Origin of the sequence: Ruminiclostridium josui JCM 17888, assembly GCF_000526495.1 — a bacterium.
Lineage (GTDB): Bacteria > Bacillota > Clostridia > Acetivibrionales > DSM-1351 > Ruminiclostridium > Ruminiclostridium josui.
The window spans coordinates 593,590-608,644 of record NZ_JAGE01000001.1; the positions used below are offsets into that span (position 1 = coordinate 593,590).

The following is a 15,055-nucleotide window of genomic DNA, read 5'->3' on the forward strand; positions in this document are numbered from 1 at the left end:
CTCCAATTTAGCTAAAAAAGCAAAAGAATTATTATAACGAATAAAGCTAAAATTAGTGCATTTATTAACTTTATAATATGAAGCCGTTCCCTTATTGCCTCTGAAACCTCAAAAATTTCTTTTCCCTTGTATACCAGAAATAACAATATAATAAGCGGTAGAATGACCCCCGAATTATACAGAACAAGAGAAATCAATGCTTGAAGGCTTAACTGGGAATTTGTCTGAAAAATTGTAATAATAGTAGCAAGATAGATTTGCCCTGTACACAGAAACTCCCCTAAAGATATAACTATTCCCATCAGGAAACCTAATAACAATATAATTTTCAGGTTTGCAAAGCCCGATACTTTTTTTATTACCCCATGGTTAAACCTTCTAAGTACTTCAGGCAGCTGCAGACGTATTTTGTCATATCTTTCGGCTTTGGCTGCAAAATAATCCTGTATACTCATAACAATCAAAATTAACAGCACAACTGTGAAAATTATCTTAAACACTGTATTAAACAAACTGAAATCAAAGATTGATAAAAACCGGAATAAAATGGTTCCCAGCAGCACATACGCAAGAAATTTACCTGAAATAAAAGATAATCCAATTTTAAGTACTTTCTCTTTTTTCACAGTTAAAAGGGATAGAAAAAATAGCAGCATAGACAATGAACATGGATTTAAGCCATTAATAATACCTGCCAGTAATACGCTTGGAGTGGTAAAGCCTTTAAACCTCCTGATATCTTTTTCATGGGTTTCTTGCAAATCATTAATCTCAATTGTTTTGACTCCTGGAGTATTTAACACCTTTTCAAGATTAGTTTTAATAAGCTCTTCATCTGTATAATATTTGTCCCTGATAAATACAACGGGAACAATTCCCTCATCCTCTGGTAAAACATTATATGCTTCATCATACTTGTCCAGCAGACTTTTGTATCTCAAATCAGATATATCATACTTTCTTAAGTCTATAGTATTATGCTTTTCACTAAAATTTTCAAGGAAGTCAGACATACTCCTGCAAGATGCACATGTAGGGCTATAAAAGTATACTAACTTGACTTTAGTTTCATCTTCTGCCCAAGAGCTGAAAACACTTCCATGTAACATCAATAACAAAGCTATAAGGAAAATCGGAAACTTTTTCATTGTATACTCCTCATTTGCGGATTTATAACCCCAATATGTACTTAACTACCTCATTGGCATCTGTAAAAAACTTTTCAACAGAATATTCTTTGTTAATTATTAAAAACATTGGGTATTTTCGGTCTGAAGCCTGAATGTCCTGTTCCTGACAAAATATATTGAAATATATCTGTTGAGGGTCAATCTCAAAATTCTTATCATAAGATTGTCTTGTATCAAAATCCGAACGTACAGTTATTAAATTTATTTTTTTACTCATGGAATCCATATTTTTACTTATGATATCTTCACTGACTCTACATGATTTACATCCTGATGACATAAACATTAGAAGTGTCTTTTCGTTGCTGTTACCTGAAAAGTCTCCTGACTTGGATACATTATTTACAATCATTTTTCCTGCTTTTGCACTTAAATCTGTTTTTCCGTTTAAATTAATTATTTCATTTATTAAGGATATGTAGCTGTAGCCCGTTACCATTGCAATTTTGCTGTTTTCATCCACAAGAAAAGCATTCGGCTTTGATTCACTCAGTATGACCTTGCTTTTTAGGGAATAATTATAGTCTTCATCAATTCCTGCTTTTTTTATCTCTTCTACAGGTATTTTGTCTTCCCAAACTATTAAATAACTAACATCTTTGCAACTGAGAAGATTAATTGTTTTTGAAATGCAGTCAAGCCTCTTCATACAATCTTCATTTGTACTGTCAAGGTAGAATATAACTTTATATTTGCTTTTTACATCGCTTATATTATGTGATTCACCGGAAACACGGATTAGTTTTGCCTTTGAGGGAATTACATCCCCGGACAAAAGCTCTAAATTTTTACGGCGGTCCGAGCAGGAGGCTGTTAAAATTACTATGAGAACAACTATAGCAAGCGCCGCAGGAATAACATATTTTTTCACACTCTACCACCACCTGTTTAAATTTACTATATTAATGAATTCCAGTCAGTCAATGCTCCTTTGTTAAGCTAATTTAACTGACTGGAATATCACTATAACTATCCTGGCAAATGTACTATTATGCTGCTCCCTGTGTAGGTAAAACAGTTATTAATCCCAGTAAATATTGCTTGAGCAGTGAGAAATCAATAGCATTTATATCACCATTTGCGTCCAAATCAGCCAATTTAGTATTTTCTATTGTTTCTAACCCTAAAATGTATTTTTTTAATAATAATAAATCTATTGCATCTATTTGACCGTCATTATTTATGTCACCCGTTTTTCCTGTTACAACAGGTGCATTAATGAATTTGAACCAGTTAATATTGAACAGATATCCGCTGTCTCCTGTAAAAGTAAGATATAAATCATGTTTACCACTTACTCCGCTGACATTGCAACTTACATCTACCCAATTCTGCCAACCTCCTGTGCCTGGAACCGGACAGGTACCTACTAAAGTACCGGTAGGGCTGTCAAGTCTGATTTCTATGTTTCCTCCGTTGGTAGCACTTGATACTCTTGCTTTAAAGCTTTGGGCACCTTCTCCGAAATTAACATTCTTGTAAACTGCATAATCACCGTTTTCTATATATCCGAGACATTCGCCTCCTTCATTACAGCTTCCATTCTGGGTACCTGACTGGTCATCATAGCCTTCTCCTTCTATTTGTGAAAAAGCATCTTTTTCTACAGGAGTTATGGTTCCAAGATCTGCTACAAAGGTTATAACACTTTGAGCTGGAAGCTGAGCTGTAAAGGATGTCCCAGTGTATGAGGTTGACGCTGCAACATTTCTGCTGCCATCAGTTATCCATGAAGATATTTTAGATACTGATGTTGCACCCTGCAGATTAAACTTCTGACTTACTGCGGAAGTACCTTTGTTAATGGCAACAATTACAGCCTTGCCATCGCCTTTATATGCTGATATATATACATTTGTATTTGGATTCTTAGTTGCATCAACTCTTTTGTATCCTGGACGAACAAATTTGGAGTACTGAGCCATCATGGCACCACGTTTACTCATGGTTCCGTCTTCTTTCATAGGACCATATGACCTACGTATGTACCACCATACATATGCCTGAAAATTACCTTCAACTATACCATTATGCATGTTATATGCAACCTCTAATGCTTCTGGGAAACGATCTGCTGAGTCAGCATTACTATTTGGAACATATACTTCTGTCATCCACAGCTCTTTTCCCGCTCCTTTCTGTTGAAAAAGAGGATAAGACATATTACTAACGCTGGTACCATAGAAATGGGCACCCAGAATATCCATATTTGCAAGTGCTGTTGGATCGTTCAATATAGGGTCTGACATATTCTTTAAGTATTGGAAAGATTCAGGAGCTATTACTTTTGCCTCGGTAATTGAGCCAGCGTAATTTTTCATAAAGTTGAGCATTTCCTGTGGTGTCCACCATGTCCATGTCTCAGCATAATCAGGCTCATTTTGAACAGATATTGCGTAAAGTGGAGCTCCGTTATCCTTCATGTATTTTGCATAATTGTTCAGATGCTGTGCATATGCACCATACTGGTCATATCTCAAACGAGTCTGATTAGCAACTCCATTACGTGTGAATTTTTCCTGCATAGATGCAGGAGGGTTCCAAGGAGAAGCAAAAACTATTCCACCATGTGCTATGGCACTTTTAGCAGTTGCTAATCCCTTGGACCAGTTACTGCTGTTTTCGTCAACGTGGAGCCTTAAAATAGTAAATCCAAGCTGTCCATTTCCGTTACCAAAGGCTGTTTCTCTTTGAGCTGCAGTTAAATCAGACTGCCAACCGGTGTGAACCATTCCGCCAAAACCGCGCATTTCCTGCCTCTCTGCTGACAGATTAACAGTTACATCACTTGCGGCTGAAACCTCTGTTACCGGTACTGTTATTACCAGTGAAAAAACAATTAAACAAATCAAAAGTACACTTAGTATTTTTTTCATGTTTGTTACCATACTATTCTCCTCCTAAAAAATTTTCTAGATTGTCCCAAGAAGATATTTCTTCAACATTGAAAAATCAATAGCATTAACCTCTCCATTTGAATCCAAATCAGCTAATTCAGTATTTTCTATTGCTTCTAATCCCAATAGATATTTTTTTAGTAATAGTAAGTCTATCGCATCTATTTGTCCGTCGTTATTTATATCTCCAGGTGTCCCAGTTACGGTAGGTACATTGCCAAATTTAAACCAGTTAATGTTAAATAGATATCCGCTGCCTCCGATAAATTTCAGGTATAAATCGTGTTTGCCGCTTGCTCCGCTGACATTACAGGTTACATCAGACCAGGTCTGCCAATCACCTGTTCCCGGAACGGGACAAGTTCCTACCAGGGGACCGTCAATACTGTCAAGTCTGATTTCAATGTTTCCTCCGCTGGTAGCGCTTGCTACCCTTGCCTGAAAGCTTTGGGCACCTTCTCCGAAATCAATATTGCTATAAACAGCAAAGTCTTCATTTTCAATAAATCCAACATTCAGTCCGCCTTCACTACAGTCTTCTGTCTGAATACCAGACTGGCTACTAAAGCTTTCTGCTTCTATTTTTGAATAAGCAGAAGTAGGCTCCGGTGGATTTATAGGACCATAATCTGTAAATCCTACAGCAGATGCCATTTGTGAAAAATTCCATAAACTTGGTTTCCATACGCTCCAATCGTGGCCTCTTCCCTGAATAAGAAAATATGTATAAGGTATACTGTATTTCTTGCAGTTATTAACAATTGATTCGCTGAAAGATGTATTATCATTAGTGCCTATACAGAGAAACAGAAGCTTCGTTAACTGTTTTGTTGCTGTAGGGTCCGGAAACATATTAACATTTGTTATAGAAGCAGGCCCTCCTGCCGAAAAACCACCTATATATGCAAACTGATCCAGATTTGTCAGACCAAAATTCATAGATTGTGCACCACCCAGAGAAAGACCGGCAAGTGCTCTGTGAAGACGGTCTGTATAAACCGAATAGTTTGACTCAACATATGGAATAAGGCTTTTGAGTAAATCGTTTTTGAAATTTGCATAACCATCAGATATTCCTACACCTGTTGCATTGGCATTTGGCATTACTACAATAAATGGCTTGATGCTACCAGCTGCAATGAGGTTATCAAGGATAACATTGGCTGAACCGCTGTTGTACCAATCGTCTTCATTTCCACCGTATCCGTGTAACAAATAAAGAACACTGTACTTATTAGTTTTTGAATATCCTGGAGGCAGATAAATTCTTGCTCTTCTCTGGCTATTTGTAGCTGAAGATTGATAATTAAAATAACTTACCTGCCCATGGGGAATATTATTTTGTATAGTATCAAATCCCGTTGGTGGCAATGTTGGAAGTGTGGCTGCTGATGTTTTAATTGTAATAATATTCATGAAATTTATAAGAAATAAGGCTGTTAATAAAACGCTTATAAACTTTTTCATCATTCCTAATCTCCTTATTTAATTTTTTTGTTATTGTTCTAAGAGGTATTTCTTCAGCAGTGAATAATCAATTGCATTAACCTCTCCATTTCCATCCAAATCAGCCAATTCCATATTTTCTGTTGTATCTAATCCCAATAGATATTTTTTAAGTAATAGTAAATCTATTGCATCTATTTGTCCGTCGTTATTTATGTCTCCGGGTTTCCCAGTTACAATAGGCGCATTGCTGAATTTGAACCAGTTAATGTTAAACAGATATCCGCTGCCCCCGATAAATTTCAGGTATAAATCATGTTTGCCACTTGCTCCGCTGACATTGCAAGTTACATCAGACCAGGTCTGCCAATCACCTGTTCCTTGAACGGGACAAGTTCCTACCAGGGGACCGTCAATACTGTCAAGTCTGATTTCAATATTTCCCCCGCTAGTAGCGCTTGCTACTCGTGCCTGAAAGCTTTGGGCACCTTCTCCGAAATCAATATTGCTATAAACAGTAAAGTCTTCATTTTCAATAAATCCAACATCCAGTCCACCTTCACTGCAAGTTTCAGTTTGTACTCCGTATTGGCCGCTGAACTCTTCTGCTTCTATTTGTGAAAATGCAGATTTAGGAATATCAATACTTGGCTTGCCCCAGAGTTCAAGTTCATAAATTCTGGCACCGCCGGAGTTATCCTGAGTGGCTGTATTAATATATAGGCGGACATATCTTGTACTAAAAGTCGGAACATTTCTATCTGTTATATTTTCTTGATTCCCATAAACAGCATCAACATCAGACCAAGTAAACCCGTCATCACTTTTCTGAAGAGTAAAATCCCTGGTATTATATCTAATTGCTTCAGCGACGCCGGCATGTTTCACAACCCAACGGCTGATGTCATACTTTGCGCCAAGATCAACTTGCAGCCATTCACCGCTCATACCCTTATCATGACACCATTTGGAAGTAGCTGAACCATCTACAGCTTTTCCGCCCTCTTCACTGGGATTTGCACCTGAAGCAGTGGTAGTCTTATTCAAAGCTACATTTGTCAGGACTGTATTGGGTTCTACCAATTGTAATGATTCATTCAACTGATAAGAGTATCCTTTCTTGGTGGGGAAACTTATGGTTTTGTTACCGTAACGTACGTTACATACATTCCCTGAATTTGATTTAATAGTAGCACTCTTTAAAACACCATTTTCCCAATTCATATTTGTAACAGTGAAATTTCCACGGGCACAAAGGCCATTGGCATGTCCCGTTGACCACTGGCTTGGCAAAGCCGGCAAAAGTTGAATTTCATTATTATGACTTTGTAAAAGCATTTCTGCTATTCCTGAAGTAAATCCGAAGTTTCCGTCTATCTGGAAAGGAGGATGTGCATCCCACAAGTTATCATAGAGTCGCCCGTTTTTATTAACAGGTGAAATAAGCAGTTTAACAAGATTGTATGCATGGGCTCCGTCCTCCAGCCTTGCCCAGCAATTTAACTTCCACGCTTCAGACCAGCCTGTCCCTTCATCTCCACGAGCATTTAAGGATTTAATTACTGCATTGGCAATAGAAGGTGTTTTCCGTTTGCTTATTTCAAATCCCGGGAATAAGTCGTAGGCAAAGGAAATATGGCGGTTTTTTTCTGTCTGGCTATCCCAGTCATAAGCCCATTCTTGCAATTGTCCCCAACTTCCAATCGTATTAGGTTTAATCTGTGAAAACTTTGATTGGAGGGTGGAACGAAATGTAGAATCGACATTAAGTATCTTCGATGCCTGAATTACATCCTTGAAAAGTTCCCGGCTGATTCCATTGTCCATTGTTACTCCATAGCTGTTGTATGCACCTTGTCCTCCACTGTTTCCCGGGAGTGTAACTTCAGGTGAAGTACTCGGACAGATAACCTGATAATTTTGTCCGTTAATACTTTTGGACTGCATTAGTGTTTGCAAAAAATCTGCTGCACCCCTTATTACTGGATATATTTCATTTAAATATTCAGTATCCTGATTAAAGTTGTATGCATCATACAGCATGTTAGAAATCCAACCAGCACCTGTTGGCCAGAACCCCCATTCACCATCAATAGGAGCTGTTCTGTTCCATAAATCGGTGTTGTGGTGTAATACCCATCCGTTTGATATGTTGTAATGAACACGGGCAGTTTCATTGCCGGGAGCCTGAAGTTCTTTAGCCTTTTCAACGAATGGCTCAAAACACTCCGCTAGATTTGTAGTAAAGGCAGGCCAGTAATTCATTTCATAGTTTATATTAGTGGTCATCTTACATCCCCATGCAGGATTACGGAATTTATTCCATATTCCCTGAAGATTCATTGGCTGTGAATCCCGGGAGGCACATATCATTAAATATCTTCCATATTGGAAAAGTACCTTTACCAGTTTCGGGTCATTTGTGCTGCTAAATTCAGATATACGTTGTCCCATAGGTTTACTGTTTTCGCTGTCACTGCCGCCTAAATCAACGTCCACCCGTTTGAACAAGTTCTGATAGTCTGCAACATGACTGTTATATAAGGTATCATATGATTTTGCCGAAGCCTTTGTAATATCCGTAGTGGCTTTTCCTTTCTCATCTCCGTTACAAGTTTTGTAATCAACAAAATTTGTACGGATAGAGGTAAGAATAACTACTGAATCTGCATTTGTAACTGATATTTGGTTGTTATTAGCAGAGACTGAACCATTTGTATTAATAATTTTGGAACGTGTTGAAAACCAAACCGCATATGGAATACCATTGTCAGAATCCCCGTGCCCATTCATTACTAAGGTGTCATTACCTGAGGTAGAAACGGTATACTGGCCGGTAAGTGAAGATTCATATTCAGCAGTGAGAGATATTGAGCCCGGCGAACTACAAGATATTTTTGTTACCATTACCTGGTCAGGATAGCTTACAAATGACTCTCTGTGATAATTTTTCCCATTATATGTATAATCACTTGAAACAACCCCTGTATTCATGTCTAGCTGTCTTGAGTAATTAGAAACAGAATTGTGTCCAAATGAAAGTTTTAAATTCCCGATTGATTGATACTTTGCTTCCCCGCCACCTATCATGCTATTAGCAATAGTGGTACTACCATTTTTATATTGGCCAGCAAACAATTGGTCCTGGGCAGTTTTTAATGAATTTGCTGCTCCGGCTCTATTATTGTTGCCAGGACCGCTGCTCCAAAAAGTAGCCTCGTTCAAATCAATTCGCTCATCAGGATAGTTCCCGTAAACCATTGCACCAATACGCCCGTTTCCAAGGGGTAATGCCTTGTAAAATGATTCATTATTATCGTACGGGTTGCCTGAAAAGTTACTTCCCGCCATGGTGTTGTAAAATAATTTTAAGTCGTTATCCTGAAGAGAAGTCTCTTCTGTTTCAACGGTGTCTTGAGAAGCAGCCAGTGATTTATATCCACAAAACTGCAAATTTCCACTTGTAATTAACACCCCTGCCAAGATAGCAGCACCGAATCTCCTGATAATTTTCATATTAATCTTCATGAAGTCCCTCCTTTATAGCGATATGATTTTCATTTCCACAACACCTTATAGCCTTCTTTCTCCATATAAAATAACTCAGAATACAAAACACAGGCTGGTTATTAATGTATTCCAGCCCATGCTTTATATTTTTAAGAATAAATTCAGGAGTTGTTATTAAATGTAATTTTCACTGTTTGAACTTGTCTCTATTAACAAAGGTTCCATGCTCTTTACCATTTCAGCGCCTGAATCATTTTTTCTGCATAGCGCTTACCCAAAGTAACTGTTGAATCATGTCCGAAGTGAAGACGATATTGTGTATCAGAAGGATCTACAACTAACCCGTCAGCTGAAACTACATAGCAATTTGAAATCAAGGAAGGAAGTTGATTTACCAGTGTATTGTGTCCTGCACATGGACCACTGTAAAGCAGTTCACCTGCAATGAATGGAACATTTCCTAGATTCAAATCTGTTCTTAGGTCATTAACCAGTGTTTTTACTTTTCCCGGCCAGCTGCTATCACCACTATTTGATTCACCTTGATGGAAAATAATTCCTTCAATTACTCCACCTTTTTGCTGAGCAAGTTTTGCACGATTTATAATCCAATTATATTTTGTTCCTCCTGATTTCATAAAAGTCTCAATCTTTTCACCGCTTATAGCACATGGTATAAGACCGATAGTATCACCGGAGGGAACCTTTTGTATCATTGTCTTTCCGAACCAGTCTCCAGGTCCAACGGCATCAAGCCATGATGCATGAAGAGGGGGACATGCCACATCCCATTGGTCTGTTACCCTGCCCAGTGCTGCGTTGTTATCATAACCAAGTACAAGTACTCTAGGATCTTCTACCTTATCAGAAGCCTGTGCTGCAGCATATCCAGCCATATTGGACTGTCCAAGCAATAAGAAACAATGGAATTTAGGAGTTGCAGGTTCAGTAGAATCATCTCCTGGGAATTCAATTATAATACCCAGCAAATACTGCTTCATAAGTGCAAAATCAATTGCGTTAATTTCACCGTTAGCATCTAAATCCGCAAGCTTTGTATTTTCTATTGTTCCAGAGCCAAGAATATACTTTTTCAACTCAAGTAAGTCAATTGCATCTATTTGTCCGTCAGAATTTATATCTCCCAATTTGCCTGTACTAACAGGTGTATTATTAAATTTAAACCAATTGAGGTTGATTAAGTATCCGCTGCCTCCAACATATTTCAGGTATACGTCATGTTCCCCACTTACACCGCTAACAGTACATTTTGCATCTTGGAAAACCTGCCATCCGCCTGTTCCGTTAACTTCACAAGTTCCAATCAAGGTTCCGTTTGCACTGTCAAGTCTTATTTCAATTTTACCTCCGCTAGTGGCACTTGATGCCCTTGCCTGGAATTCGGTGGCACCGCTTCCGAAATCTATGCTCTTGTATACACAATAATCTCCATTTTCGGTATAACCTACAGCCTCGGTTCCTTCATCACATGTAACATTCTGGATTCCAGACTGAGTATTCCAGCTTTCTGCCTCTATTCTTTCAAAAGCTGATCTTGGAGTAACTGGGGTATCAGGTTTTCCATCGTAGTTTCTGATTAAACCAAGATCCCATATAATCTGCTGGTATTCACCTGACATATTAGTAGTTCCTTGAATAAGGAAATCAACCTTGTTTATATCGTTTATTTCAAGCTTCTGATTATATCCTGCACGTATAAGTTCACCGTGTGATACGTTAGTTGTCCATTTATCAGCATTGTATTTTGTAAGATTGCTTCTTGTTGCCCATTTATTGTTGACAAGAGTCCATGGACCTCCTGCACTTGATGATGTAAACAACTCGTAACTTCTACCGTCTATCATGGCTTCAACAAGCAGATAGTATTGATTGTCGGCAAGACTTTTGTAAACTGCTGCTCCTTCAAAAACATTTGAACATGCAACAGTTGGTGTGCTCCAGCCCTTATTTGGGAAATTTGCAAGAGTGGTTTTTCTCATGTACAGTTTGCCTGAACCGTCACTTGGTGTGTTGTACATATAAGCGTACTGATCATCGCATATTACATAATAATCCCATCCCATGTTACCTGATATGCCAAAGGATTTTGGTCCGGACCATGAATTCGGGTCATCAGGTGTTGTTGTTGTTGCATATGCTGCTCCATATGTACCATCCTGGTATACAAGGTACCACAATTTCTGAGGTTCAAAGTAGAACAATTCAGGAGCGCAGAAATAGCTTTCTCCTATTTTACTTAAATAAGTACGTGGAGCTGTTTTTAGTCCTTCAATTGTGCTTGCAGATGTAAAACACATTTGCCAGCCACCGCTTTTATTTGCACCAGTGTAATAAACAAGGTATTTACCGTTATAATAAACGATAGTAGGGTCTTTAGCCGCATAGTAATCATATGGGCTGCACTGGTTGTGGAAAATAACCCTTTCGTCCACACTCCATGATGGATTCGGGTTTGCTGCAGCGTTAACCACAGAAGCGCTTGCAAATATTAAAAACAAGCAAAAAATCATTGAAAAACCTTTTTTAAATAAATGTTTCATCTTTCTTCCTCACTTTCGAATTATTTTTTAGTTAAATTTATTTCATGCCTTTAAGGCAATTAAGAACCCTGCCCCGGAAAAGAATTTATTATACCTAGTAGATACTGTTTTAGAAGTATTAAATCTAAAACATCAATAGCACCACTTGCATCCAAATCGGCCAGCCTTGTATCTTCAATTTCGCCTAATCCCAGTAGATACTTTTTCATCAACTGGAAATCCATTGCATCTATTTGGTCATCCATATTCAAATCACCCAATTTAGCTAAGCTCAGTGCAGTAAATGTAAACCAGTTAATATTAAATAAATACCCGCTATCCCCAGTGAACATTAAATACAAGTCGTGTTTTCCTTTTACTTCGCTGACAGCACATTTTACGTCGATATATGTCTGCCAATCCCCTGTTCCTTTAACCGGACAAGTTCCAATTAAAGTTCCGTTAGGACTGTCAAGCCTGATTTCAATATAACCTCCGTTGGTAGCACTAGCAACTCTTGCAGTAAAGCTTCCTGCACCGCTGGCAAAATCCACATTTTTATATACAGTGTAGTCCCCGCTTTCAATAAATCCTACATCCAGTCCGCCTTCCGAGCAGGCTTCTGTCTGAATTCCGGATTGGTTGCTGTAACCCTCTGCTTCAATCCTTGAATACGCAGATTGTTCATCAGGAACCACTGGAGCACCAGCAATGTTTGCAACAACTCCAACCGCATCTACAACCAGAGTACCACTTAGCACTTTCAAACTAACTGTGTGGTTACCGTAATCAAGGCCATGAATTGCAATTGTTTGGTAGAAATTTCCTGAAACCATGGTAGGCGCTGAAGAATTAACAACTCTCCCATCAACTGTCACCTCCAACTTTGCTGAACCATTGTTGGGCCCAAGAATGTCAATCCCGGTACCAGTGAATGAGTACTGAATTGTAGCACCGGCTCCCTGGCTGGAGGAAAGAGACCTTTGGTAATTGTACATGGATTTGCCGTTTTCATGTGCCCAAGGTCCGCTGTAAACGAGCTTTGTAGCAGGAACAGAAGACAAATCGTACATTTCCAAATTGTCAAGGACTTCTGAGTAGTAAGGCGCATACCCGTCAATTGTTTCAACCTTTAAATTGTCAAAACGTGTATTGTAATATCCGCTAGCCAAATCAATACGCCCTGACAATCTCGGGTTAGAATCTGTGTAGGTGCAAAGGATGGTATTGTCCAGATAAGCAGTCACCTTGTTGTCTGCAACCATAATAGCAATGTTGTGCCATGCATTATAAGCTGTATTAAAACCGCTGATTTTCACTCCACCTGAGCCGCTTACAACATTACCATTTGCCACAGTACTTCCATTGACTAGTAGTGACCAACCGCCGTCAAACCAGAATTTTAGTACATAAGGAGTACCATTTAAGTAATGTGAATTTTCACCACCCTGTTGTCTTGCACCGATTGCAGCATAATTGTTTCCGCCCTCAGTACTGTTATGTTCAAATGAAACATCTACACTTGCCTTATAGTTCATCCATCGGTTATCTCCAATTCCAGTGATTGGATTACCATTATTCCATGTACCTCCAAGCTTCATAATGGATTGATCTACCTGTTGACGAAGGACGTAGTTGTTAGAGCCGTCAGGAAGATAAACTTCAAATGCACCGTTTCTGTCGCTGGTATAACGAGGGATAGCACCTTTTGAGCCTCCTCGGGAATCTATATAGCTTTGGATTCCTGTGATTTCTCCCCCCTCAGCTATAATAGGGGCAGTTTTGTCGGAATAATCAAAGTTATCAGCATATAATATGTTATCACTGGTGTCCTGTATGGAACCGGTCTTGTCCGTATCCAGCACTGAGCGTTCTCCCTCCACTGGAAGAGGCTTATTGAACTCAGCTTTTCCACTATTGTTTAATGTTGTAACTGTAACAATTGAATAAGGTTTTACTTTTACTGTATAAACTCCGCTGTTATTTGCTATAACCGTTCCCAAGTACTTCATGTAATTATTATTAAATGCTGTTCCCTTGTCGGCTGCGCGAGTTTCCCATACTTCTAGAGAAGGGCTTCCCGAATAGGCCATATTTATTGTCTTAAATGTGTAAGTTCTGGAGTATTCACTATCGTTAATAAAAACGGTTGAGAAATTCTTCTTGTCCGGTGAAGCTAGGGTCATATAACTAGGAGTGCCATTACGTCCGTTAATCGGATTAGTACCCGTGGCACCTGTAAAACTAGCCTGTGGTACAGCCCTCCAAATCCCTGCGGTATTACTCTCATTTTCCCAGCCAGCCTTTGAAAACCAACTGAAATGCCGTAATATGATAAGTCCAGCATCGTAATGAATCCACCCTGACCAGGGATCTCGTGCAGATATCAATTCTTTAAATGAGTACTGTCCCCCTTCATAGAAGGAGCCAATGGCAGGCTGATAGATAAAATGTGTTCTTCTGGAATTCACAAACCCCTTGATAACAGTGTTTCCCATTTCTAGCGGGCTGTTTATACCTCCTATGCCTGTTCCTGGTACTGATGGATCTTTCATATTGTTGTTTGGTCTAAAGGAAGAATTACTAAATGTGGCTTGTGCTTCACTATTCCACACCTCTTTATCATAGGCCTCAGCTAACTTCTTAAAACTCCCAAAACTGTCATCATCAGTATTATAGTGATATGCAGCAACTGATACGGCATCCCGAAGAGTGGCATCACTCATCATATCATCTCCAAAAGAGCCAATGGAAACCTCGTCTGAAATCACTACCTTTATGCTATTGTATAGTGTCCTTTCTTCAGCATTGTTAAAGCCAGTACTATCTGTTTTTATGCGCTGGGCGTATTGTTTAGTCCATGCTAAGTCCGGTGTTTGTTCATTTACCCCCGGGTTTACGTAATCAACCATATAACCATATTGACGATATGCAGCCAGTATAGTGTTCTTATACCATGTATAAATCTTATCATTGGTATTTGCCCAACCAGGGGCATTCCAGCGTAATATGCTGACTTTAAGATCAGGGTTCACCTTTTTGGCATCAGCTGCCAGTTGGAAACCAGGGTGCCTTTTGACATTTGCAGCTTCATTTTCCCAACGCATTGTGGCAGGGTCCGGTCCGGTGGAATTGTTACGGTCGTTACCCATCTCAATTTTGACATGTGTCATGATCGGATTTTTTCCACCGAACAAAATTTGTAGCAACTCAGCGTATTTCTCAGGTTGCTCTGCCTTGTAGTCCATCAACAGCGCACTTGTACTATTACCGCTAAGAACACCAAACCCTTTAAATGTAAGGCCATTGACATTACCAGTTTTGATATTATTTCCGTCCAGCACGAAGTCCGTATCAGCGGCTAAAGCAACATGCATTGGTGAAGCCGTCAACATTGTGGTAGTAATAGTGATTAGCAAAAGAATAGATAAAATCTTTCTTTTCATATTCAATCTCCTAACTGGAAATCTCT

7 protein-coding genes are annotated in these 15,055 nt (G+C 38.9%); all 7 read right to left on the bottom strand.

The window, feature by feature from the left end; genetic code table 11:
* Positions 1-11: 11 nt before the first annotated feature.
* The gene (locus K412_RS0102975) at positions 12-1,148 is read right to left on the bottom strand and encodes an urease accessory protein UreH domain-containing protein (RefSeq protein WP_024831736.1); all 1,137 of its coding nucleotides are present in this window, start codon (positions 1,146-1,148) and stop codon (positions 12-14) included.
* A 22-nt stretch (positions 1,149-1,170) separates the two neighbouring features.
* Complete coding sequence (locus K412_RS0102980; RefSeq protein ID WP_024831737.1) at positions 1,171-2,061, bottom strand: hypothetical protein; 891 nt, start codon at positions 2,059-2,061, stop codon at positions 1,171-1,173.
* Positions 2,062-2,179: 118 nt separating this feature from the next.
* Positions 2,180-4,078, bottom strand: a complete 1,899-nt coding sequence (gene xynC, locus K412_RS0102985) for a glucuronoarabinoxylan endo-1,4-beta-xylanase XynC (RefSeq protein WP_024831738.1) — start codon at positions 4,076-4,078, stop codon at positions 2,180-2,182.
* Between the two features lie 24 nt (positions 4,079-4,102).
* The gene (locus tag K412_RS0102990) at positions 4,103-5,554 is read right to left on the bottom strand and encodes a carbohydrate-binding protein (RefSeq protein ID WP_051461044.1); all 1,452 of its coding nucleotides are present in this window, start codon (positions 5,552-5,554) and stop codon (positions 4,103-4,105) included.
* A gap of 30 nt (positions 5,555-5,584) precedes the next feature.
* On the bottom strand, positions 5,585-9,061 hold the full coding sequence (locus tag K412_RS0102995) for a glycosyl hydrolase family 95 catalytic domain-containing protein (protein WP_024831740.1): 3,477 nt from the start codon (positions 9,059-9,061) through the stop codon (positions 5,585-5,587).
* A 212-nt stretch (positions 9,062-9,273) separates the two neighbouring features.
* Positions 9,274-11,604 (bottom strand): non-reducing end alpha-L-arabinofuranosidase family hydrolase, encoded by a 2,331-nt coding sequence (locus K412_RS0103000; RefSeq protein ID WP_024831741.1) that lies wholly within the window; start codon positions 11,602-11,604, stop codon positions 9,274-9,276.
* Positions 11,605-11,663: 59 nt separating this feature from the next.
* Positions 11,664-15,029, bottom strand: a complete 3,366-nt coding sequence (locus tag K412_RS0103005; RefSeq protein WP_024831742.1) for a carbohydrate-binding protein — start codon at positions 15,027-15,029, stop codon at positions 11,664-11,666.
* Positions 15,030-15,055: the final 26 nt, after the last annotated feature.

Bases quoted from the DNA above. Each gene is read 5' to 3' on its own strand.
- xynC (WP_024831738.1), bottom strand. From the start codon at position 4,078: ATGGTAACAAACATGAAAAAAATACTAAGTGTACTTTTGATTTGTTTA.
- K412_RS0102995 (WP_024831740.1), bottom strand. From the start codon at position 9,061: ATGAAGATTAATATGAAAATTATCAGGAGATTCGGTGCTGCTATCTTG.
- K412_RS0102990 (WP_051461044.1), bottom strand. From the start codon at position 5,554: ATGAAAAAGTTTATAAGCGTTTTATTAACAGCCTTATTTCTTATAAAT.
- K412_RS0103000 (WP_024831741.1), bottom strand. From the start codon at position 11,604: ATGAAACATTTATTTAAAAAAGGTTTTTCAATGATTTTTTGCTTGTTT.
- K412_RS0103005 (WP_024831742.1), bottom strand. From the start codon at position 15,029: ATGAAAAGAAAGATTTTATCTATTCTTTTGCTAATCACTATTACTACC.
- K412_RS0102975 (WP_024831736.1), bottom strand. From the start codon at position 1,148: ATGAAAAAGTTTCCGATTTTCCTTATAGCTTTGTTATTGATGTTACAT.